At 67.4% G+C, this 21,801-nt stretch carries 23 protein-coding genes, 1 tRNA gene and 1 pseudogene; 6 read left to right on the top strand and 19 right to left on the bottom strand.

Annotation, left to right across the window (positions count from 1 at the left end; genetic code table 11):
- Positions 1-24: 24 nt before the first annotated feature.
- The 3 genes from grpE to ACLZOT_RS20750 all read right to left on the bottom strand — a co-directional run bounded on the left by grpE (position 25) and on the right by ACLZOT_RS20750 (position 3,820).
- Positions 25-675 (bottom strand): nucleotide exchange factor GrpE, encoded by a 651-nt coding sequence (gene grpE / locus ACLZOT_RS20760; protein ID WP_416970472.1) that lies wholly within the window; start codon positions 673-675, stop codon positions 25-27.
- Positions 672-2,510, bottom strand: coding sequence for a molecular chaperone DnaK (gene dnaK / locus ACLZOT_RS20755; protein WP_416970471.1), 1,839 nt, complete (start codon positions 2,508-2,510; stop codon positions 672-674). The genes grpE and dnaK overlap by 4 nt, the downstream gene beginning before the upstream one ends.
- Positions 2,511-2,605: 95 nt before the next feature.
- Positions 2,606-3,820 (bottom strand): undecaprenyl/decaprenyl-phosphate alpha-N-acetylglucosaminyl 1-phosphate transferase, encoded by a 1,215-nt coding sequence (locus ACLZOT_RS20750; protein WP_416970470.1) that lies wholly within the window; start codon positions 3,818-3,820, stop codon positions 2,606-2,608.
- 239 nt (positions 3,821-4,059) lie between these two features.
- Between ACLZOT_RS20750 and ACLZOT_RS20745 the strand changes: the two genes are divergently transcribed.
- Together ACLZOT_RS20745 and ACLZOT_RS20740 are read left to right on the top strand one after the other, a co-directional pair.
- Positions 4,060-6,342, top strand: a complete 2,283-nt coding sequence (locus ACLZOT_RS20745; RefSeq protein WP_416970469.1) for a (Fe-S)-binding protein — start codon at positions 4,060-4,062, stop codon at positions 6,340-6,342.
- 117 nt (positions 6,343-6,459) lie between these two features.
- A complete protein-coding gene (locus tag ACLZOT_RS20740) occupies positions 6,460-7,527 on the top strand; it encodes a Yip1 family protein (RefSeq protein ID WP_416970468.1) in 1,068 nt (355 codons plus the stop codon).
- Between the two features lie 72 nt (positions 7,528-7,599).
- On the opposite strand, the gene ACLZOT_RS20735 is transcribed toward ACLZOT_RS20740, so the two are convergent.
- Both ACLZOT_RS20735 and ACLZOT_RS20730 read right to left on the bottom strand, forming a co-directional pair.
- Complete coding sequence (locus tag ACLZOT_RS20735; protein ID WP_416970467.1) at positions 7,600-7,989, bottom strand: ATP-binding protein; 390 nt, start codon at positions 7,987-7,989, stop codon at positions 7,600-7,602.
- A 213-nt stretch (positions 7,990-8,202) separates the two neighbouring features.
- The gene (locus tag ACLZOT_RS20730) at positions 8,203-8,943 is read right to left on the bottom strand and encodes a GntR family transcriptional regulator (protein ID WP_416970466.1); all 741 of its coding nucleotides are present in this window, start codon (positions 8,941-8,943) and stop codon (positions 8,203-8,205) included.
- A gap of 93 nt (positions 8,944-9,036) precedes the next feature.
- Between ACLZOT_RS20730 and ACLZOT_RS20725 the strand changes: the two are divergent.
- Positions 9,037-10,134 (top strand): annotated as a pseudogene (locus ACLZOT_RS20725) (DUF1152 domain-containing protein).
- Between the two features lie 227 nt (positions 10,135-10,361).
- On the opposite strand, the gene ACLZOT_RS20720 reads toward ACLZOT_RS20725, so the two are convergent.
- Positions 10,362-11,582 (bottom strand): hypothetical protein, encoded by a 1,221-nt coding sequence (locus ACLZOT_RS20720; RefSeq protein WP_416970465.1) that lies wholly within the window; start codon positions 11,580-11,582, stop codon positions 10,362-10,364.
- An 88-nt stretch (positions 11,583-11,670) separates the two neighbouring features.
- Between ACLZOT_RS20720 and ACLZOT_RS20715 the strand changes: the two genes are divergently transcribed.
- Positions 11,671-12,432: a transposase family protein gene (locus ACLZOT_RS20715; RefSeq protein WP_416970464.1), complete on the top strand. Its 762-nt coding sequence runs from the start codon at positions 11,671-11,673 to the stop codon at positions 12,430-12,432.
- Between the two features lie 126 nt (positions 12,433-12,558).
- Entirely contained in the window at positions 12,559-13,518 is a 960-nt protein-coding gene (locus ACLZOT_RS20710; RefSeq protein WP_416970463.1) for a hypothetical protein, read from the top strand.
- Positions 13,519-13,884: 366 nt separating this feature from the next.
- Here the strand turns inward: ACLZOT_RS20710 and ACLZOT_RS20705 are convergent, their stop codons facing one another.
- From ACLZOT_RS20705 to ACLZOT_RS20695, 3 genes are all read right to left on the bottom strand, one after another.
- Positions 13,885-14,382 carry a phosphoribosyltransferase gene (locus tag ACLZOT_RS20705; RefSeq protein ID WP_416970462.1) on the bottom strand — a complete coding sequence of 166 codons (498 nt, stop codon included), beginning with the start codon at positions 14,380-14,382 and terminating at the stop codon, positions 13,885-13,887.
- 10 nt (positions 14,383-14,392) lie between these two features.
- Entirely contained in the window at positions 14,393-14,968 is a 576-nt protein-coding gene (gene dcd / locus ACLZOT_RS20700; protein ID WP_355877563.1) for a dCTP deaminase, read from the bottom strand.
- 73 nt (positions 14,969-15,041) lie between these two features.
- Entirely contained in the window at positions 15,042-15,227 is a 186-nt protein-coding gene (locus ACLZOT_RS20695) for a hypothetical protein (RefSeq protein ID WP_079057021.1), read from the bottom strand.
- A gap of 279 nt (positions 15,228-15,506) precedes the next feature.
- Here ACLZOT_RS20695 and ACLZOT_RS20690 point away from each other — a divergent pair.
- Positions 15,507-15,580, top strand: a tRNA-Gly gene (locus ACLZOT_RS20690).
- 50 nt (positions 15,581-15,630) lie between these two features.
- Here the strand turns inward: ACLZOT_RS20690 and ACLZOT_RS20685 are convergent.
- The 10 genes from ACLZOT_RS20685 to ACLZOT_RS20640 all read right to left on the bottom strand — a co-directional run bounded on the left by ACLZOT_RS20685 (position 15,631) and on the right by ACLZOT_RS20640 (position 21,755).
- A complete protein-coding gene (locus tag ACLZOT_RS20685) occupies positions 15,631-16,824 on the bottom strand; it encodes a tyrosine-type recombinase/integrase (protein WP_416970461.1) in 1,194 nt (397 codons plus the stop codon).
- On the bottom strand, positions 16,824-17,036 hold the full coding sequence (locus ACLZOT_RS20680) for an excisionase family DNA-binding protein (RefSeq protein WP_416970460.1): 213 nt from the start codon (positions 17,034-17,036) through the stop codon (positions 16,824-16,826). The genes ACLZOT_RS20685 and ACLZOT_RS20680 overlap by 1 nt, the downstream gene beginning before the upstream one ends.
- Complete coding sequence (locus tag ACLZOT_RS20675; protein WP_416970656.1) at positions 17,033-18,334, bottom strand: replication initiator; 1,302 nt, start codon at positions 18,332-18,334, stop codon at positions 17,033-17,035. Before ACLZOT_RS20675 ends, ACLZOT_RS20680 begins: the two co-directional genes overlap by 4 nt.
- A gap of 132 nt (positions 18,335-18,466) precedes the next feature.
- Positions 18,467-18,709: a SpdD protein gene (locus tag ACLZOT_RS20670; RefSeq protein ID WP_416970459.1), complete on the bottom strand. Its 243-nt coding sequence runs from the start codon at positions 18,707-18,709 to the stop codon at positions 18,467-18,469.
- A 22-nt stretch (positions 18,710-18,731) separates the two neighbouring features.
- On the bottom strand, positions 18,732-18,926 hold the full coding sequence (locus tag ACLZOT_RS20665) for a hypothetical protein (protein WP_416970458.1): 195 nt from the start codon (positions 18,924-18,926) through the stop codon (positions 18,732-18,734).
- 10 nt (positions 18,927-18,936) lie between these two features.
- Complete coding sequence (locus tag ACLZOT_RS20660; protein WP_416970457.1) at positions 18,937-19,122, bottom strand: mobile element transfer protein; 186 nt, start codon at positions 19,120-19,122, stop codon at positions 18,937-18,939.
- Complete coding sequence (locus ACLZOT_RS20655) at positions 19,119-19,304, bottom strand: hypothetical protein (RefSeq protein ID WP_416970456.1); 186 nt, start codon at positions 19,302-19,304, stop codon at positions 19,119-19,121. Before ACLZOT_RS20655 ends, ACLZOT_RS20660 begins: the two co-directional genes overlap by 4 nt.
- A 2-nt stretch (positions 19,305-19,306) precedes the next feature.
- Positions 19,307-19,909 (bottom strand): DUF2637 domain-containing protein, encoded by a 603-nt coding sequence (locus tag ACLZOT_RS20650; RefSeq protein ID WP_416970455.1) that lies wholly within the window; start codon positions 19,907-19,909, stop codon positions 19,307-19,309.
- A gap of 170 nt (positions 19,910-20,079) precedes the next feature.
- Positions 20,080-21,399 carry an FtsK/SpoIIIE domain-containing protein gene (locus ACLZOT_RS20645; RefSeq protein WP_416970454.1) on the bottom strand — a complete coding sequence of 440 codons (1,320 nt, stop codon included), beginning with the start codon at positions 21,397-21,399 and terminating at the stop codon, positions 20,080-20,082.
- A complete protein-coding gene (locus ACLZOT_RS20640; RefSeq protein WP_416970453.1) occupies positions 21,399-21,755 on the bottom strand; it encodes a hypothetical protein in 357 nt (118 codons plus the stop codon). The genes ACLZOT_RS20645 and ACLZOT_RS20640 overlap by 1 nt, the downstream gene beginning before the upstream one ends.
- Between the last annotated feature and the right edge of the window lie 46 nt (positions 21,756-21,801).

The raw sequence follows: 21,801 nt of genomic DNA, 5'->3' as shown, positions 1-21,801 counted from the left end.
GCCCCCTTCCGCTCGTCGTCCCGGTCAGCCCTCCTCAGGGCCGTTGTCCTTCTCGTCGCCCGCCGTGCCGTCCTCAGCCCCTTCGGCCTTGACGGTCTGCGCGCCGGGCTGCGGTTCGGCGACGGCCACCCGCGCGGGGCGGATGGTGCGCTCGCCGATCCGATACCCGGGCTGGAGAATCGCCACGCACGTGGTCTCCGTGACGTCCGGCGCGTACGAGTGCATCAGCGCTTCGTGGATCGTCGGGTCGAAGGGCTCGCCCTCCTTGCCGAACTGCGTCAGACCCATCTTGGCGGCGGTCGTCTCCAGCGACTCCGCGACGGACTTGAATCCGCCGAGCAGTTCGCCGTGCTCCCGCGCGCGGCCGATGTCGTCCAGGACCGGCAGCAGTTCGGTCAGGAGGTTCGCCACGGCGATCTCCTTGACCGCGATGCGGTCCCGCTCCACGCGGCGACGGTAGTTCTGGTACTCGGCCTGGAGGCGCTGGAGGTCGGCGGTGCGCTCGCCGAGGGCGGTCCGCACCTGGTCCAGCTGGGCCACCAGACCGGCTGTCTGGTTCGCGTCCCCGGCCGGGGCCGCCTCCTCCTCGGGGGCGGCGGCCGTCGGCTCGGCGTCTTCAGGGGCGCCGGAGGGGACGTCGGGCTTCTCCTCGAAGCCCGGGGTCTCCTCCGTCACGCGGCACCACCCTTGGGCTTCTCGTCGTCGACGATCTCGGCGTCCACGACGTCGTCGTCGGCCTTGGCGTCACCGGCCGGGCCGGCTTCGCCCTGGGCCGCCTGCGCGTCCGCGTACATGGCCTGGCCGAGCTTCTGGGAGACCGCCGCGACCTTCTCGGTGGCGGTGCGGATCTCGGCCGTGTCGTCGCCCTTGAGCTTCTCCTTCAGCTCGGCGATCGACGCCTCGACCTCGGTCTTGATCTCGCCGGGGACCTTGTCCTCGTTGTCCTTGAGGAACTTCTCGGTCTGGTAGACGAGCTGCTCGCCCTGGTTGCGGGCCTCGGCGGCCTCGCGGCGCTTGTGGTCCTCGTCCGCGTACTGCTCGGCCTCCTGGCGCATGCGGTCGACCTCGTCCTTCGGCAGCGAGGAGCCGCCGGTGACGGTCATCTTCTGCTCCTTGCCCGTGCCGAGGTCCTTCGCGGTCACGTGCATGATGCCGTTGGCGTCGATGTCGAAGGAGACCTCGATCTGCGGGACACCGCGCGGGGCGGGCGGCAGGCCGGTCAGCTCGAACATCCCGAGCTTCTTGTTGTACGCCGCGATCTCGCGCTCGCCCTGGTAGACCTGGATCTGCACGGAGGGCTGGTTGTCCTCGGCGGTGGTGAAGATCTCGGAGCGCTTGGTCGGGATCGTGGTGTTGCGCTCGATGAGCTTCGTCATGATGCCGCCCTTGGTCTCGATACCGAGGGACAGCGGGGTGACGTCGAGCAGCAGGACGTCCTTGACCTCGCCCTTGAGGACACCGGCCTGGAGGGAGGCGCCGATCGCGACGACCTCGTCCGGGTTGACGCCCTTGTTGGCCTCGCGGCCGCCGGTCAGCTCCTTGACCAGCTCGGCGACGGCCGGCATCCGGGTGGAGCCACCGACCAGGACGACGTGGTCGATCTCGCTGAGCGCGATACCGGCGTCCTTGATGACGTTGTGGAACGGCGTCTTGCAGCGCTCCAGGAGGTCCGCGGTGAGCTGCTGGAACTGCGCGCGGGTCAGCTTCTCGTCGAGGTGCAGGGGGCCCTCGGCGGAGGCGGTGATGTACGGCAGGTTGATCGACGTCTCGGAGGACGAGGACAGCTCGATCTTCGCCTTCTCGGCGGCCTCGCGCAGGCGCTGGAGGGCCATCTTGTCCTTGCCGAGGTCCACGCCGTGGCCCGACTTGAACTGCTGGACCAGGTAGTCGACGACGCGCTGGTCCCAGTCGTCACCACCGAGGTGGTTGTCGCCGTTGGTGGCCTTCACCTCGACGACGCCGTCGCCGATCTCCAGGAGCGAGACGTCGAACGTGCCGCCACCGAGGTCGAAGACCAGGATGACCTGCTCGTCCTTGTCGAGGCCGTACGCGAGGGCGGCGGCCGTCGGCTCGTTGACGATGCGCAGGACGTTCAGGCCCGCGATCTCGCCGGCCTCCTTCGTGGCCTGGCGCTCCGAGTCGTTGAAGTACGCCGGGACGGTGATGACCGCGTCGGTCACCTTCTCGCCCAGGTACGCCTCCGCGTCGCGCTTCAGCTTCTGCAGGATGAACGCGGAGATCTGCTGCGGGTTGAAGTCCTTGCCGTCGAGCTGGATCTTCCAGTCCGTGCCCATGTGGCGCTTCACGGAGCGGATGGTCCGGTCGACGTTGGTGACGGCCTGGCGCTTGGCCACCTCACCGACGAGGACCTCGCCGTTCTTCGCGAAGGCGACGACGGACGGCGTGGTCCTGGCGCCCTCTGCGTTGGTGATGACGGTGGGCTCGCCGCCTTCAAGAACGCTGACGACGGAGTTAGTCGTGCCCAGGTCGATGCCGACCGCACGTGCCATGGTGATCTTCCTCCAGCTGACTTGAGTGGAACAGGCTCAAGTGTGCATCACCCGCACAGCGGAGTCAACAGAGCTGAGTCATGGAGGCTCAACTCTTATCCGTTCCTTACACGCATGCCAGCCCTGACCTGCGACGACTCCGGCTTCCGAGGCCCCTGGACCTGCACCCCGGGGGTGACTCCCGGGGCCTGTGGGACCTGACGGCGCGAACTCAGGAGGCCGCGGAGACGGCGTACGGGACCGAGGCGCCGCCGGTCCGGATCGCCGGGCGCGCGCCGGGCCCGCCGTACGCCGGGGGCCGGGAGCCGCCTGGCCGGCGTCTCCCCCGTACGCCTCGGCCGCACCCCGTACACGCGCACGCGCAGCAGGCCGGCCAGGGCCGCCGTCGCGACCGCCGCCACCCACAGAGCCGCGCGGGCGCCGGTCCAGCCCGTGTGGACGAGCGCGCCCGTCAGGACGCCGCCGAAGGCCGCGGCGCCGATCACGACCACGGCCCCGCGGTCGGTGACACCGAGGCGGCGCAGGCGGTGCGCGAGGTGGTCCGGCGCCGGTCTGCGCAGCGGGCGTCCCGCGCGCCTGCGCGAGAGGGCGACGAGGGCGACGTCCAAGGCCGCCACCGCCGTCAGCGCGAACAGCGTGCCCGCGCCGGTGAGCGGTTCGCGTTCCGCGCACACGCGTACGGCGACGGCGGCGAGCAGGAACCCGGTGAACAGCGCGCCGGACGTACCGAGCCCCACGCGCGCGTGGGGCCAGCCCTGCACCAGGAAGCCGGTCAGGGCCGCGGCCAGAATGCTCAGCAGGGCCACGGGGCCGTCCATCATCTCGGCCGCGGCGCAGGCGCCGACGCCGAAGGCGGTGACGACGCCGACCGTCCCGGCGACGCCGTCCGCGTGGTCGAGGCCGCGGAAGGAGAGGGCGACGAAAGCGATCCAGGTGACCGCGACGGTGCCCCCCAGGACGCCGATCACGTCATAAGGGATCACGAAGGTTGCGGAGATGACCGTACCGAGGACCAGGAAACGGTTCTTCAGCCGCCACAGGTCGGCGGCGAGGCCGAGCAGGGCGACCGCGCCGGCGGCGGCGAGGAGCGCGCCCGCGCCGGGGCCCAGCGGGGCGAGGCCGAGGCCGTCGCCGGCCAGCGCGACCGCGCACGTCGACCCGGCCACCGCCGCCCCGCCGGACAGCGGCACCCTTCGCAGCCGCTGCCGCCGCTCGACCAGCCCCACGCGCAGCGCGGGGACACGGAGCAGGGCGACCAGGACGGCGGCCAGCGCGAGCGCGGCGGTGGCGGCGGCGATTCCGTAGAGCACGGTTATAAATTAGTCACAAATGTAGTAATTCAGTACGAATGACATGAACGGAACGATCCGGTCACCCCCGGGGGGTCACCCGGGAGCCCACTACCACCCGTTCTGAGGCAACCCTCAGCGATCCAGATCACTCCGCGCCCGGCTACAGTGCGACGGAGAATACGGGGTACCCTCAGACGGACTGAATAAGTTACCGCTTAGTAACTCCGATCTCCCCCTCGCAGGCACGAGGAGCCCCCATGCAACTCGCCGCGATCATCGTGTCGCTGGTCCTGATCGTGGTCGGCGTGGCCCTGTTCGCGCGCGCCCTGCTACAGATCTACAACTTCATGCGCCTCGGCCAGGACGTGCCGGCCGGCACCCGCACCGACGAGCCCGCGCAGCGCACCCTGACCGTGGCCAGGGAGTTCCTCGGCCACACCCGGATGAACCGCTGGGGCATCGTCGGCGTCGCGCACTGGTTCGTCGCCGTCGGCTTCTTCTCGCTGCTGCTGACGATCGTCAACGCCGTCGGCCAGCTCTTCCAGGCCGACTGGATGCTGCCGGTCATCGGCGACTGGACGCCGTACAACGTCTTCGTCGAGTTCATCGGCACGATGACCGTGCTCGGCATCCTCGTCCTGATCGTCGTACGCCAGCTCAGCAAGCCGGACCGGCCGGGCCGCAAGTCCCGCTTCGCCGGGTCCAACTTCGGGCAGGCGTACTTCGTCGAGACGGTCATCCTGATCGTCGGCCTCTGCATCTTCACGCTGCACGCGCTGGAGGGTGCCCAGCACCACGTCGACGGCTACGAGGCGTCGTTCTTCATCTCGTACCCCGTGGTGTCCTGGTTCGAGGGGATGGACATCTCCACCCTCCAGAACCTCACCTACTTCTTCGCCGGCCTGAAGATCGCGACGTCCTTCATCTGGATGATCACGGTAGCTCTCAAGACCGACATGGGTGTCGCCTGGCACCGTTTCCTCGCGTTCCCGAACATCTGGTTCAAGCGCGACGCGAAGGGCGGTACGTCGCTCGGCGCGCTGCTGCCGATGACGTCCGGCGGGAAGCCGATCGACTTCACCGACCCGGGCGACGACGACGTCTTCGGCGTCTCGCAGGTCGAGCAGTTCTCGTGGAAGGGCCTGCTGGACTTCTCCACCTGCACGGAGTGCGGCCGCTGCCAGTCGCAGTGCCCCGCGTGGAACACCGGCAAGCCGCTCTCCCCGAAGCTGCTGATCATGTCGCTGCGCGACAACGCGCACGCCAAGGCGCCGTACCTGCTCGCGGGTGGCGGCAAGACGGCGGAGGGCGAGGAGAAGGCGTCCGAGGAGCAGCTCGCCGGGGTGCCCGCCGCGGCCCTCGCGGAGGCCGAGCGCCCGCTGATCGGGACGGCTGAAGAGAACGGCGTCATCGACCCCGACGTCCTGTGGTCCTGTACTACCTGCGGGGCATGCGTCGAGCAGTGCCCGGTGGACATCGAGCACGTCGACCACATCGTCGACATGCGCCGCTACCAGGTGATGATCGAGTCGGCCTTCCCCTCCGAGGCGGGCACGATGCTCAAGAACCTGGAGAAGAAGGGCAACCCCTGGGGGCTCGCCAAGAAGCAGCGCCTGGAGTGGCTCAAGGAGCTGGACTTCGAGGTCCCGGTCGTCGGCAAGGACATCGAGGACCTCTCCGAGGTCGAGTACCTGTACTGGGTCGGCTGCGCGGGCTCGCTGGAGGACCGGGCGAAGAAGACGACCAAGGCGTTCGCCGAGCTGCTGCACATCGCGGGCGTCAAGTTCGCGATCATGGGCGGCGACGAGAAGTGCACGGGTGACTCGGCGCGGCGCCTCGGCAACGAGCCGCTGTTCCAGGAGCTCGGCATGGAGAACGTCATGGCGCTGAACATGGCGTTCGGCGAGGAGATGGACGACGACGGCAAGGTCACGCCGGAGTCCCGCAAGCCGAAGTCCGCGAAGAAGATCGTCGCGACCTGCCCGCACTGCCTCAACACCATCGGCAACGAGTACCCGCAGCTCGGCGGCGACTACGAGGTCGTCCACCACACTCAGCTGCTGCAACTCCTCGTCGACGAGGGCAAGTTGGTGCCGGTGACGCCGGTCGAGGGGATCATCACGTACCACGACCCCTGCTACCTCGGGCGGCACAACAAGATCTACACGCCGCCGCGCGAGATCATCGCGAACGTCCCCGGCCTGCGCAACGAGGAGATGCACCGGCACAAGGAGCGCGGCTTCTGCTGCGGTGCCGGTGGCGCGCGGATGTGGATGGAGGAGCGGATCGGCAAGCGCATCAACAACGAGCGCGTCGACGAGGCCCTTTCGCTGAACCCCGACATCGTCTCGACGGCCTGCCCCTTCTGCCTCGTCATGCTGACCGACTCGGTCAACGGCAAGAAGAACGAGGGCAAGGCGAAGGAGTCCATCACCGTCGTGGACGTCGCCCAGCTGCTGCTGGAGTCCGTGCGGACGCCGGTCGATCCGGCGGGGGACGCGGAGACGGAGAACGCGCCGGAGCCGGAGCCGGTGAAGTAGCTCTGAAGCAGTAGTACGGGTACGGGGTCGCCCCTCGCTTCTTTCCGAAGAGGCGGGGGGCGTCGCCGTTGCCTCGTACTTGAGGCGTACGGGTACTAGGGGTATGCCCCCTACGGGATGTCACAGGTCGGCCGCAATGGGGTCCGGTATCCGTCCGCTCAGCCTCCTCACTCTCCGGGACCAGGTACGTTCGAAGGCGTGGCTGGATTCAGGATCGGACGCGGCGGCCGGGACGACCGCGCCCCGCAAGCGCGACCGCAACACCCCCCGCACGGGCAGCAGGCGCCGTCGTACGGCACCCAGGGCCCCACGTACGGGCAGGGTGCACCCTCCTACGGCCAGGGCGGCCCGTCGTACGGGTACCCGCCGCAGCCGTCGTACCCGCAGCAGCAGCGGCCGTACGGCGGACCCGGCGGCGGTCAGCAGGGCGGGAGAGGCGGCTCGGAGGAGCCGGAGTACTTCGGCGCGGGCGGGGGCCGTCCGCAAGGGCCGGGCCAGGGCTACGGTCAGCCGCAGGGCGCCCCGTACGACCCGTACGCCGCCAACAACCCCGGGCACACGCAGGCGTTCTCGGTCGACGACCACCAGCAGTACAACCAGGGCGAGACGTACCACGCGGGCTCCGCGCCGGCCGGTCCGGCCGGGCCCCGCCTCCCCTGGAAGGAGCTGCTGAAGGGCATCGTCACCGCCCCGAACCAGACCTTCCTCGTCATGCGGGACTACACGATGTGGGTCCCCGCCCTCATCGTCACCTTCCTCTACGGCCTGCTCGCCGTCTTCGGCTTCGACGGGGCCCGCGAGGACGCGATCGACGCGAAGCTCTCCAACGCGATCCCGATCGTCCTCACGACGGCCGTCGCGATGGTCATCTCCTCCTTCGTCCTCGGCGTCGTCACCCACACCCTCGCCCGCCAACTCGGCGGCGACGGCGCCTGGCAGCCCACCGTCGGCCTCTCCATGCTGATCATGTCCCTCACGGACGCCCCCCGCCTGATCGTCGCCATGTTCTTCGGCGGGGACGCGTCCTTCGTCCAACTCCTCGGCTGGGCGACCTGGATCGCCGCGGGCGCTCTCCTCACCCTGATGGTGAGCAAGTCCCATGACCTGCCGTGGCCGAAGGCGCTGGGCGCGTCGGCGATCCAGTTGGTGGCGTTGTTGTCGATCGTGAAGCTGGGGACGTTCTAGGTAGTAGGGGTATGACAGGGGCCCGGCGTCATCGCGACGCCGGGCCCTTCGTGGTCGTACCCGTCTAATACCTCAGGCGTCGGACGGCCAGGCGTCGGCGATCACGAAGGAGACGACGGTCCCGCCGAAGTGACTGGGCCCGGACTGCCATGAGTCCGCGATGGACTCGACCAGCAGCAAGCCGCGTCCGTGCGCGTCGTCCGCGGCCGGTCGCTGCACCTGTACGTCTGCCGAGAGCCCCGGGTCGTGCACCTCGACCCGCAGGGAGGTGCCGTCGCGGAACCACTCGACCCGTACGTGCCGATCGCCGTCCGCCTGTCCGTAGAGAATCGCGTTGGTCACCAGTTCCGAGAGCATCAGCACGCAGTCGTCGACCGAGCAGGCCGGGTTGTACAGCGCGATGAACTTCCGGAACCAGCGCCGAGCCCGGGGCACGGACTCGGCGTGGGCAGGCAGTGTCATCGCCCCCAGTCGCGGTGAATCCGCAGAGGGACAACGTCGATCACGTAGGTCATTCGGTGCCACCGCAGTCGAAGCAACGTCGCTTCGCGGAGCGCGGGCCCAGCCGTCGGCCTTGGAGCCATGCCCCTTCCGTTCAAGTGGCCTTAGCCACCTACTGGATAGCGGCATTAGCCACTTCAGCCCTGCAAGCGGTTCGGCGCAACTGCCAAGTCATCAGGTGAGTGGATAGCCCTGTTCGAAAGCCCAGCGGTTGGGCGGGTAGGTCGCTTCGGCGAACTCCAGCGGCCGGTCCTGGAGGTCATAGACGACGTGGTGGACGATCAAGACCGCTGCACCTGGCTCCAGTTGAAGGTCCGCTGCTTCGTTGCCGGTCGCTTGTCGAGCGCACATCCGGTCTTCCGCGTAACTTCCCCGCCGACCGGTCACGCTCTCGACGTACATCAGAGTCCCCTCCTGGATCCGCTCCAGGTCAGTGAGGCGGGGAGCCCTCTGCCCGACATCCGGAGCGAACCAGGACGTGGACAGGGTCATCGGGCCGTCCTGGTTGTTGGTCACCCAGCGTCGGCACACAGCCCGACGATCCTTCGACAGGCCCAGCGCCTCAGCGACGTAGGCCGGCGCTTCCGACCAGCCCGCCGACGTGATCACCGCGTACTCTCCGGGCGTGTAGATCTTCCCGGTCTGCCGGGCCCGTCCGTACAACTCACGCGCCCGTCGGTTGACTTCGAGACTCCGTACGTACGTGCCGGACCCCTGACGCTTCTCGACGAGCCCTTGATGACTCAGCGCCTGCAACGACCGCGCGGCCGTGGGGCGCGACACCTTCCAGTTCGCCGCGAGTTGCCGTTCCGAAGGGACCTCGTCCCCCGGCCGCAGGTCACCCCGGAGGATCTGGTCGCGGATGTAGTGCGCGATCTGCAGATACTTCGGCTGAGCCTCTTCGATCTGCGGCATGGACTCCCCTTGGTCACACGTACGTTCAAGTGGCTATGGCCTCTAGCCACTATAGGGTGACCGAGTTTCGAACCCGACCCGTAGGCTGGACGCATGACGAGGTTGATCGTCGCGGCAGGAGGTGGGGGCGACGCGGTCGCCGCCGCCATGCTCGACACCGCCCTCCACGGCGGCGGGGACCACGCGGTGATCCTCACGTTTTCGTGGGACCGCCTCCTGATCGACCCGGTTCCGGGCCCGCGAGGAGCGGACGATTTCACCGGCCTCGAACAACTCACGCCGTCCGTCTGAGCGACGCCGGCCACAGCCCGCCCGATCGCCCCCGCAGGCTCCACGCTCCCGAGACTCGCGGCGGAGCTGCCGCACACCTTCGCGTTGATTGACCCGCACCACGGCGCCGCAGGCATCAGGCGCCAGCTCGAAGAGCTGATGGACCACCTGAGCCCGGAGTCGGTCGACCTCCTGGACGTCGGCGGGGACATCCTGGCCAAGGGCGACGAGCCCACGCTCAAGAGTCCGCTCGCCGATGCCCTCGTACTGGCGGCGTGCTCCCAAGTGGACGCACCCGTACGCCTGTTGGTCGCCGGCCCCGGCCTGGACGGCGAACTCCCGCTCGACGACCTCCGAGGCGTGCTCGGCCCTCTCGTCCACACCTTCACGGCCCGGGACGTGGAGGTGGTCGCCCCGGTGCTGGAGTGGCACCCGTCCGAGGCGACGGGGATGCTCGCGGCTACGACGCGCGGCGTACGGGGTACCTGCGAGGTACGGGACGCGGGGCTTCCCGTACCCCTCACCGACGACGGGCCTGTAGTCCACAGGGTGGACATGGATGAGACGTTGGGCCGTAACCAGTTGGCCCGTGCGGTCACGGCGACAGAGAGCCTCGTCGAAGCGGAATTCCTGAGCCGCGAGATCTGCGGTTTCTCGGAGATCGATTACGAACGGAACAAGGCTGCTCGGCTCGCCGAGAAACCACGGTCGGAGTTGAATCCAGAGAAGGTGTCACCTCAACTTGCCGCGTTCGAGGCCGAAGCCCGGAATCGCGGGGTCACACATATAACTTTCCGTCGCGTCGCAGAGGTCCTGAACCTCGACGGCGGCCAACTTTCAGCCCTGCACCAATTACTGGTCATCAGCTTTCCCGAGCAGTACAACGCACCACTGTGGCTCATCAGAGGTTTCGACGACTGAACCGCTGATGCTCCGGGACTGCATAGGCTTCAGCGAAGCGCAGCCGCGTCGGGGGCTTACTCAGGGTGTACCGCCGGCGTGGTGTCCAGCCACGTCCTGGCTCAAGGGAATTGCATTCTCACAGACCGGGATTTCCTTGCCAGCCAGGCCAGCTACACGGCGCCATGGCGAAAGCACATCGACGCCGTGTCAGTCTTCATCCAGGTAGAGACGTTCCTGCAACTGGCTCACAGCTCGCGCTTCGACCTCATGAGGTCCACGATCTCGTACCACACATCGAGGTTTTCCACTTCGCCCTTGTACTGCTTGTATTCACGAGGTTTCTTCGGACGGACTGTCTCATACGCGATGACGAGTGCATGTGCTGTGGCGGCGACCTCGGTCTTGAAATCTGCACTGCGAATCAGGGCATGCCAGTTGGGTGCGTCTCGGCCACCGTTGTGTAGCTCATGGAGTGGCAAGCTGCGGGCTGCAGCCCAGATCACCAGTGGCCGCGCATATCGAATGAGATGTTTGTGTCCCGTGATGGTTGACTTGTCAAAGCTCTGTGCCACATTTTGTGCCACGTCATAGGTTTCTACGGCCCGCTGGATGCTCCAGGCTTGGACGTGGTCGTGCATGAGGTCGCGGTAGGGAGACTCTTCCATGTGCGACCACACCAAATCCAGACCCTCGTCGGTACCAACGAGATGCGCGAGATCTGGGTATTGAGACGAAGAAAGGCAAGCAAGGGCTCGGAACACCGTTGTGATGTTGTAGCCGTAGGAATGAGGGCCCGCCACGATCCCACGGCGGCAGTCGAAGAGGGTGCCCTCAAGTCCGAACTGCTCACGGCAACGGCTCAGATGAGGACAGCGGGACAGATTGTCCTGGGGACGCGCGGCGTTGGCGTAGAGGTGGGTTTCGTAGTGCAGGCGGCGTGCGCGTTCGCGCGCATCACCGGTAAGAACGTCGACTCGCGCGAATGCCCGGTCGAGGTGGCCTGGTGACAGTTCCCGCTTGCTGTGGCTGATGGTCACAAGTTGCTGGAAGCCGTCAATACATTCCAAGCCGTGAAGTTGAAGGGTGATGCGGTCGCCGGACATGTGTCGGTGGGCAGCGACGTGGTCTGCCCCGAGCACGATTGGTGTGCCTGCCGCTCCGAAGTCCTCGGGGCTGTCGCGCAGAAGCCGTGCGAGCCGGTGGTTCTCCGGGCTGTCCGGCATGTAGCCACGGCGACTGTTGAGGGTGATGGCGGCGTCTGGTTGCGCAGCAAGCGGGGACAAGGCCGAGGTGGAAAACCAACCATGCCAGTTCTCATGGTGTTGGGAGAGGTCGTCCGCATTCGCCGTCAGGTGAACGGTTCCCGCCGGTGGCGCCCAGGCCAGATGGGCACTGTGGAAGGCTGCCGATGGCGAGGAGGCTGCAGAAGCGTCATTCATGATCGGCACAACGGATGGCAGCGCCACAAGTGTCGTCCCCGGGGAGGGGTATACGAGCATGGCAGTTGACGACTAAAGGGTGTCACAGAAGACCCAGTTTGGGCATTTTGCCTGTATGGGTGCGGCGTTACGGGCTGAGCGAGTGTGGGTGGAGACGTCCACGGGCTTACGGATCGACCGGTTCGCGAGGCTGGTGAAAGTGGTGCGGGAGCGGGGCGGCAGCCGCCCCTGGTGTCTGCCACTGCCCGACCGGGTGCTGCTGGTGGCGGTGCACTACCGCACGAACCTCACGATGCGGCAGCTCGCTCCGCTCCACGGCATCTCCCCGGCCACCGTCTGCCGGGTCGTCCAACGCCTGCGGCCCTTGCTGGCGCTGGAGCTGGCACCGCGGCCCGTTGCCGGCGTGGAGCGACTGTGGATCGTCGACGGAACCCTGATCCCGGTCCGCGACCGGAAGGTGGGGGCATCTTCGAGGAACTATCGATTCTCGGCGAACGTGCAGGTCATCATCGGCGCGGAGGACAGTCGCCTGGTCGTCGCGAGCGCCCGCCCTGCGCCAGGCAACAAGGCCGATGCCCACGTCTGGCGGGAGTCCGACCTGCCGGCCACAGCAGCCGGGACGGCGGTGATCGCGGACGGCACCTATCTGGGTATCGGCCTGATCGTCCCGCACCGCAGACGAGTCGGCCGCCCCCCCCTCCTGCGCGGTCAGGAAGAGGACAACGCCGAACACCGCCGGGTCCGCGCCCGCGTCGAGCACGCCTTCGTCCGCATAAAGAACTGGAAGATCCTTCGCGACTGCCGCCAGAAAGGAGACGGCCTCCACCACGCTGTCCAGGCAGTCGCCACGATGCACAACCTCGCCCTGACAGCCTGAAACAGCAGGTCAAAAACCACTCAGGCGTGCCCAAACTGATCCTTCTGCAACACCTTTTAGCCTTGACTTGTCCGGAGCCGACCACAACTCAGGGCCGCTGTCAGACCCCACCCGTAGCGTGGCAACATGGTACTCAAACGGATTTACCTCGATCAGCGGGACTGGATTGCGCTCGCTCGCCAGCACTATGGGCTGACGCACGATGACGTGATCGCCGATGTGCTTGCCCTTGTTCTCGAAGCTTCGGCGACCGGACGCGCCTCTTTCCCGCTATCGGCAACCCACTACATGGAGACATACCACCAGCGTGACCCGGGTCGACGCCAGCGGCTCGGTGCGTTCATGGCCGAGGTCTCTCGCTTCCATACGATCGCCTCGGCTCCGGACCTCCTGGAGGATGAAGTGCACGTGGCCGTGTGCGCGCTCGCCGGTGTGGCGCCGAGCCGTACGCCGGAACCCTTCGGGCGGGGAGTCCGGCACGCTCTTGGCCAGTCCGGGGCATCATATTTCACCAATGCCGAAGTAGAAAGACAGGCTGTTGCACGGTTCGGTACCGCCCGAGTATTCGAGTACTTCGAAACCGCAGCGCTCGTCGGCCCCGATCAACAGCTGCCTGCTGACGGGATCGCTCTGCCAACTCGGGAATTCAGTCAGCGCCAGCTCGACTTCGAACTTGAAACCGCCGCCAAGCTCCGCCAATGGGGACACAACAGCGACCGGGCCCATCGGGCAGTTCTCGTCCAAGAGGCACACGACATCATCGATCCGGTCAACAAGGTATCTGCTGCGATCTCCTTTGATGCCCGTGAGGCATTGGCATCCAAGGAGTCTATGACCTCCTTCATGCTCTCACTTCCGGCGAAGGGCATGGTGTGCCGCCTACGCATGTCCGGTCACGAAGACCAAAGTTTCCGTTGGCACATCGGAGACCTGAATGATATTTCATCTCTAGGCACGGCAGCAGCCTACTGCGACGTAGTGGTCGCAGAGAAACACTGGGGCAGCATCCTTCGCCGCCACTCGGAACACACTCGAGCCGTGGTTACGTCGAACCTGAGTGATCTGCTTCAACTCCTGCTCAGCTGATTGCAAAGTTTACCAAAGTGATGGTGGAGACGGGGGTTTCCCCGTGCGTTCCGACCAGAGAGGGCACTTGTAGCCCAACTCATCGTCGCTGCGAAAACGACCGAGTTGTGCTTCACCTAGACCTATACCTCGTGGGGCAACCTGATCGAGGCACACCTCGGGCCTTTCAAGCAGTTCACAATTACCAAGGGTTGCCCACCACTACGTACTGGCTGCCGAACGCAAAGAAAACGCCCACATCCGCGGCGAGAAAGGTCTCCGTTGGGGGACACTCCAAAAAAGCCGCTGCCTGACCAGCCCGGGGAACCTATGTGGTGGTCACAAGACCAAGCCCTCTCGTTCCCGTACGGGAAACCCCGTAATACCTCAGGCGTCCAGCACCTGCCCCGACCGCTTCACCACCGGCGGCTCCACCGACCACGGGAAGTTGATCCAGTCGTCCGTGCGCTTCCAGACGTAGTCGCACTTCACGAGGGAGTGGGACTTCTCGTAGATGACGGCGCTGCGGACCTCGGCGACCGTGTCGAGGCAGAAGTCGTGGACCAGTTTGAGGGTCTTGCCGGTGTCGGCGACGTCGTCCGTGATCAGGACTTTCTTGTCGGAGAAGTCGATGACGTTCGGGACGGGGGCCAGCATGACCGGCATTTCGAGGGTCGTGCCCACGCCGGTGTAGAACTCGACGTTCACGAGGTGGATGTTCTTGCAGTCCAGGGCGTACGCGAGACCGCCGGCGACGAAGACTCCGCCGCGGGCGATGGACAGGACGATGTCCGGCTCGTACCCGTCGTCGGCGATGGTCTGCGCGAGTTCGCGGACGGCGGCGCCGAAACGGTCGTAGGTGAGGTTCTCTCGTACTTCGGTCATGCCGCCCGCCTCATACCTGGGTGCGATGGAAGTTACGGAAGGAGCGGGAGGCGGTCGGGCCGCGCTGTCCCTGGTAGCGGGAGCCGTACCGCTCGCTGCCGTACGGGAACTCGGCCGGTGAGCTGAGGCGGAACATGCACAGCTGGCCGATCTTCATGCCCGGCCACAGCTTGATGGGGAGCGTGGCGAGGTTGGAGAGTTCGAGGGTGACGTGGCCGCTGAAGCCGGGGTCGATGAAACCCGCGGTGGAGTGGGTGACGAGACCGAGGCGGCCGAGGGAGGACTTGCCCTCCAGGCGGGAGGCCAGGTCGTCCGGAAGGCTGATCACCTCGTAGGTGGAGGCGAGGACGAACTCCCCGGGGTGGAGGATGAACGGCTCGTCACCCTCAGGTTCCACGAGTCGCGTCAGGTCCCCCTGCTCGACCGAGGGGTCGATGTGGGGGTAGCGGTGATTCTCGAACACCCGGAAGAACCGGTCGAGTCGTACGTCGATGCTGGACGGCTGCACCATGGATTCGTCGTAGGGATCGATCCGTACCCGTCCGGCGTCGATCTCGGCCCGGATGTCCTTGTCTGAGAGAAGCACCCCCCGAGGATACGCAAGACGCGCGGAGTCGCCCCAATCGGACGGCTCCACGCGTCGGGGTACTACCCGGGTACTACCTCTGGGCTACCCGCTTCTGCGCTACCGGCTTCTGTCCCGTGACCGGTACCGCGCTGCGCAGCCGCGCGCAGCGGGGACATCGGACGAGCCGGCCGGGGCCGAGCCGGTCGGCCTGCTGCATCGGGAACGAAGCGGTGCTGAACACGTGCCCATCGGCACATCGGACGACGGTGCGCTCCATCAAGTCCTGGAATCCCTTCCCCAAGAACCGCGTCACCTCTGGCGGGGTGCCGTGACGACGGGCGTCACATTACGGGATGAAAGGGACGAGGCTCTAGGCGGCGCTCCGCACTTCCTCGACCCTCTTCCGGGTCTCCACGGTACGCCCCAACTCCCGTACCACGCACACGGATCCATCCCTCGGGACACCCCTCCACCACCCTGCCTCCGGCACCGGGCTCCCTCGATGGGGTAGAGTGACGGAGCAGTCGGTCACCGGATCTCTCCAGGCCGATTTTGTGCGGGTGTAGTTTAGTGGTAGAACATCAGCTTCCCAAGCTGAGAGTGCGAGTTCGATTCTCGTCACCCGCTCCAACACTGAGGCCCAGGTCAGAGACCCGGGCCTTTTTGCTGTGCGTGGTGGTTCAGTTGTCGCGTGCCAGATCCGTGCCAGAAGGCTCGGGGGCAGTGGCAGCCGTTTCCGGTTCTGGCACGGCAGCAGCTTCCTGGCGTGCCTTGCGGACCGTCGCGTCAAGACCGGCCGCAACTTCCTGCTGTCGGTCGTCGTCGGAGTGCTGGTAGATCATCGCCGCTTTCTCGGAGGACTGGCCCGCACGGACCATCGTGTCCTTGAGGGTCGCGCCGGACCGGGTGGACAGGGTGTGCCCGGTGTGACGAAGGTCGTAGAAGCGGAAGCCGTCCGGGAGGTCCACGAGGGTGCGCGCCTTGCGCCACTTCCGGCCGAAGGTGCTGCGGCGGAAGGCCCCGCCGCGTTCGCCGAGGAAGACCAGGCCCATGGGTCCCTTGCCCGCGTACAGCTCCATGTGGATGCGGAGTTCCGAGCGGAGAAACCCGGGAAGGTGGACGACGCGGACGCCCGCGTCCGACTTGGTGTCGCCGGGGGCTCTGCGTCCGTTGGTGCGCTCGGGTTCGGCCACCCGGACCTTGATCGTCAGCGCCTGTACGTCAACGTCCCGGCGGCGCAGGCCCGCCAGTTCCTCTGGGCGGAGAGGGCCGTACGCGCCGAGGTAGACCATGAGGCGCCAGCGCGGGCCGATGTGGTCGGCGATCTCGTCGACCTGGGGGACGGTGGCGATGCGGCGTTCGGCCGCTTTCTCCTTTCCGGCGCCCTTGATGCGGCACGGGTTGCGCTTGATCAGTTCGTCGTCGGTGGCCGTCTCCATGATGGCTTTCAGGAGGCGGTACGCCTTGGCGATCGTCGTTTTCGCCTTGGTGGTGCGGAGGCGTTCGGTGCGCCATGCGCGGACCAGGGGTGCGGTGATCTCGTCGAGGTCCGATTCGCCGAGGGTGGGAAGGATGTGGTCGTTGAGGAGGTAGAGGTACAGGTCTCGGGTGAGGACCGAGAGTTCTCGTTCCTCCACCCACTTCTCGGCGTAGACACGGAAGTTGACCGTGCCCGCATCCGGGTCGCGCCAGTCTCCGCGCCGGATCTCCGTTTGCTTCTCTGCGAGCCAGTCGTCAGCGTCGCCGCTCGTCTCGAACGTCTCTGGCGCGGGTCGCATCACGCCGTCCGGGCCGGGGTAGCGCGCCTGGAAGCGGCCGGACGGGAGCTTTCTGATCGCGCCGAAGCGGCGGCGCCTCCCTTTGTCGTTGGCCATCAGGCGGCCCGCCTCAGAGCGGCACGGCGGGCGCGGATCGGTTCGACCGTGCGCGCCTTGACGTACTCCTCCACCGCGCTCGCGGGGATGCGGACATGCCGGCCGACCTTCACGTACCGGATGCGGCGTTCCTCGATCAGGCGGCGGGGGAAGCGGGTGGTCGTGCCGAGGAGTTCGGCGACCTGGTCCACGGAGAGGTAGCGGTCGTTCATCGCTCTGCCTCCCCCTGTGCTCCGGGGGCGAGGGATTCGGAGAGCCAGGCTTCGGCGGAGGTGAGGCCGGTTCCGGCGAAGACCCAGTGGGCGAGTACGTACGTGGTTCCGGTGGCGGGGCCGGTTGCCGGGGCCTGTGCGCGACGCCATTCCGCGCGGGCCGTGCGGAGGGCTCCGAGGGTGGTGGAGTAGGTGCGGGACTTGGTGGAGAAGTGGCCGCGGAAGCCGAGCATGTGAGCCCAGGCACGTAGGCGGAGGTGTTCGAGGTCCTTGCGGGCGCCGAGAGTCCAAGCGGTTCGGATGAGGCGGCGGGCGTGGTCGGTCAGGTCGAGCTGGGTGAGTTCGGCCGCGAACTTCAACGGGCGGTCGAGGGCGCCGGTCGCGGTTTCGGCTCCCTTCGTCGCGTACTTGGCGATGTACGCGGCGACCGCGCGTTCGGTCAGCTCCTGGCCGTCGTCGAAGTCGGCGGAACGGATGGTGCGGACGTCGAGTTGGCGGCCGAAGGCGATGGTGTGGGTGCGGTTGTCGAGGGCGGGGCCGTCGATGCGGGTCTTCGTGGCGGCGGCTCGGATGGCGTCGGTAAGGAGGTCGGCGGTGGCCCAGGGCGGGGGCGGGGTGTTGTTCGGGCCGTCGAGGCGGATGACCGCGTGGAAGTGGACGGCGCCTCGCTTCTGGTACTCAGCGACCTTCGCGAAGGACACGCGGGCGTGGTCGCGGAACTGGCGTTGCGAGAGGCCCGCGCGCTTGGCGATCTCTCGGCGGAGGTGGATGGAGAAGCGGCGCCAGAGGAGACCGGCGTGGGCGTTCCAGAGGACGGCCGACTCGTAGTCGTACGTGTCCGGGTTGAGGGGGGTGCCGAGGGTGTCGTCGTCCTGGTTGTGGTGGGTGCCGCAGCGGCAAGGGCGGTTGTCGGTGCGGCGGTTGTGGACCGGGCCGAAGCCGGGGGCGGTGAAGGTGGCGAAGACTCGGGGGTGGGTGGCGACGTTCGCCGGGGTGCCCTTGCCGCCTCGCAGGCCAGCGGTGATCAGGTGGAAGGTGTCGCGGCGGTAGGTCTCCGCGCAGGCCGGGCAGCGGGTAACTCGGCGGTTGTTGCAGCGGACGAGGAGTTGGCCGGCGGGGAGGGTGGTGGAGTCGAGGTGGCGGAGGACGGCGCCGATCTCGCCGGTTGTGGGGTTGAGGTCGTACTCGGTGCGGTGGCCGTCGAGGCGGATGGGGTGGGTGCAGCCGCCGAGGGTGGTGAGTTGTTGAGCGATAGCGGGGAGGGTGCCAGCTGCGGCCAGGTTGGTGAGTTCCGCCAGCGGGGGCGGGGTGGTGCGGGTGAAAATGGTCCTTCTCCTTCTGGCTTGCTTGGTCAGGAGTGGGAGGCCCTGGGGCGGCCGGATGCTTGGCGGTGTCGTGGTCGCCTCAGGGGTTTGAACAGGGGTTTTCGCTCAGCGGCGGTGGTGGTCGCGGAGCAGGGAGCGCAGGACGACTGCGGCTATCGCTACGGAGATCGCCGAGACGGCGACGGCCGCCAGGAGCGCGGTGAGGACCACTCCGCCGGTGAGGACGGCGACCACGGCGCCGGTGCTGATCGAGACGGCCGGGAGCGCGGTGCGTCGGGTCGGGGGCGAGGTAGTCGGGGTGTGTGCGGGTGGCGGGGTAGGGGTGTCGGGGTACTTGGGGAGGAACATCAGGCGCCTCTTACCTACTCGTCTAGATATGTGAGCCGTTTATGACCGTCACGCCGGTTCGTGTGCCGGATTCGATCGCGGGAGCGAGGAAGGTGCGGGAGAGCCAGAAGCCGAACAGGGCGATCAGTACGACGATCCAGACGCGGACGCCGAGGAACTTGACCGCACCCCAGGCGAAGAAGCCGAGGACGACGACGAGCGGGAGACTGACGGTCACCGGGGGCCTTTCAGCGGACGGGGCATTGGTGGGTTCGGGCGGCGAGTTCGGCGGCGGCGCGGCTGTCGTAGTCGGCGGAGAAGCCGCAGCGGGGAGCTGTGCAGGCGGCGGTGTGTTTCTCGCGGCCACGGTTGTCGTACGACGTGGCGACCTGGAGCGGGCCTATGCGGGTGACGTTGCGGAAGCGGCGGTTCATCGGGGCTGTGCCTCCTGCGGGGTGGGGAATTCGGCGAGGATGCGGGCGGCTTCGGCGGGGTTCGAGGTGAGTTCGGCGGCGGCTTCCGCGAGGAGGCGGGCGAGGGTCGGGCGGCCGCTGTACGTCATGTCTCGGGCGGCGTCGAGGTAGTCGGCGGGGGTGGTGAAGTTGAAGTGGGGCATGGTCAGCTCTCTGTTGGGGTGAGGTGGGCGGTGATGGCTTCGGCCATGGGGGCCGGGACGCCGAGGCGGGCGCGGAGGGTGGGGGTGTCGATCGGCGTGCCGGTTCGGGTGCGGTGTTCGGCGGCGACCTTGCGGGCGTGGGCCACGAGAGCGGCCGGGACGGGGACGGGTGGGATCGGAGAGGGCTCGGTGGCAGGGGTTTCGGTTTCGGGGGCGTCCTCCTGGTCCTCGGTGGCTTCGGGCGGTGGCGGTGAGTGGACCAGGAGGGTTCCGCCGAGGAACGCCACGGCGGGCCAACCGGCGACGAGGATGCGGAGCCAGACCGGTACGTCGTCGAGGTCGAGGAGGCCAGCAGTGGCGACGTTCGCACCGAGCGACGCAATGAGGGCGGTGACGAACCAGCACCAGGCCGACGTCTTCGTCGTACCGGAACGGAGTCGGCGCCAGGCGGCGACCAGGAGCAGGTCAACGCTGATCGGGTAGGCCCACGCCTTCCAGCCGGATTGGCCGGCGGCTTCGGCGAGGTCATGGAGGTGGGCGAAGGACAGAGCACCGGCGATGACGGCTTGGATGAGGACGGCGTCGAAGCGGAAGGGGCGGGACACGGCCCTCACTCGTCTTCGTCGACCGCGTACGCGTACCAAGGGCAGTCACGTTCATCGTGGTCCACGCCGGTCTCGGCGCCGTCGGTGTCGCCGCAGTGTTCGCAGAACACGGAGGTCTCCATGGGGTTTTGGGTATGGCGGGGTAGGGAGTTGGCCCGTGGAAGGGGTCGTCAGACAGTCGGGAGGAAGGGCTTCAGCGCGGGCAAGTCCGGCACCAGGTGAGCCGTCGTACGGCAGATCCCGGCGGCGTCCCCGAGGGAGAGGTACGGCGTGCGGATGCGGGACCAGCCGCCGGACGTGTCGCCCGCGACGGCGAGGCCAGGGAGTTCGGGGGCGATGGAGCAGGCGGCGAACACAGCCTCTGGTGCGATATCGCCGAGAGCCATCTTGGCGGACGCTTCATCGTTCACGCGGTGGCAGACACGGCCGGTGAGTTGCGCGCGGAGCATGGTCGCACCCTTGCCGAGTTCGGCGCCGAAGCGTTGGCCACAGACTTCGAGGTGGATGCCAACCGCGCGGCCGAGTTGGGCGAGGCGGATGAGGTGGGTGACCATCTCGTCGCGGCGGTCCTCTTCCTTGCGGGTGGCGGTGAGGAAGAGTTCGGCCACCTCGTCGACGAACACGATGATCGGCGTGGGGCGTTCGGTTTCGGGGAGGCCCCAGATGTCAGAGGTGAGTTCGTCGTCGGGGGTGGTGGGGTCGATGCCTTGCCGGGTTTTGAGGAGGTCGTATCGGTCCTCCATCTCTTTGACCAGGGCGGGGAGTAGTTCGGCGGCTTCTTCGGGGTCTGTGGCGAGTGCGGACAGGCGTGCGGCGAACGGGGAGAGTTCGACGCCGCGTTTGCAGTCGATGCCGACCAGGGCGACGGGTTGGGTTGCGAGTCCGGCGATCAGGTGGCGGAGGTACATGGACTTGCCGGAGAGGGTTGCGCCGAGGGTGAGTTGGTGGGGGACGGTTCGGTAGTCGCGTACGAAGGGGGTGGCGTCTTCGCGGAGGGCGACGGGGACCTTGAGGAATCCGGCGTCCACTTTGCGGGGCATCCGTGCGCGGCGTAGTACGTCGTAGCCGACCAAGCGGAGTTCTACGACGCCGGGTTTGACCGGGGTGATGTAGACCGCGTGGACTCCCCAGGCGTGGCGGAGGCGTTCCGCCGAGGCGGTGACGTCGGCGGGTTCCTGGCCGGGGGCGAGGCGGATGCGGAGTCGAAGACCGGTCGCCGTGGGACGGACGATGCCCTTGCGGGGTGGGACCGGCCGTATCTCGCGGCGGGTTGTGGCCTTGACCGCGAGGACGCGGAGTCGGGAGGGAGCGACGGTCAAGCCGCAGGCTTCCATGACCGGCGCGTACGAGGTGAGGAGGCGGGCGGTGGATATCGGCCCGCCGATCGTCGCCCAGTACGCCGCCGGATGCTTGGCCCTGGTGTAGGCGGCCCCACCACCGAGTGCGGCGACCGGGCCACCTACCTCCAGGAGCGTCGTCAGGTCGGTCATCAGGCAGCGGCCCCCATGGACGCCGGGAAGGCAGCCGGGGTGACGGCGGCGGCGCGGTAGGCGATGCCGTGGCGCTGCTGGCCGTTGAACACCGATTCCCAGGGGCGGGCCATCAGACCCGGCAGCGAGACCGGCGAGCCGAGCGCAAGGCCCTCGGAGACGCCACCCTCGGGGATGGTGACCTTGATCAGCGACGACTCCCCGTCCTCGATGTAGACGACGCCGATCGTCATCAGCGCCTCACCGCTTACGGCGTCCTTGGCGATCTCGCCCGTCTGGCGGTCGCGGACCTTCGGTTCGGGGGCCTCGGTCAGGAGGATCGTCGCGGCGGAGGTCTCTACGCGGATGGTGCGCACAGCACGTTCCTATCTACTCGTCTATACGTGATGGGACTTGCGAACC

This window comes from Streptomyces sp. 4F14 (genome assembly GCF_048159485.1).
In the GTDB taxonomy this organism is placed as follows: domain Bacteria; phylum Actinomycetota; class Actinomycetes; order Streptomycetales; family Streptomycetaceae; genus Streptomyces.
Note: the sequence above shows the minus strand (reverse complement) of the source record. Positions and strands in the feature narration are given on the sequence as shown.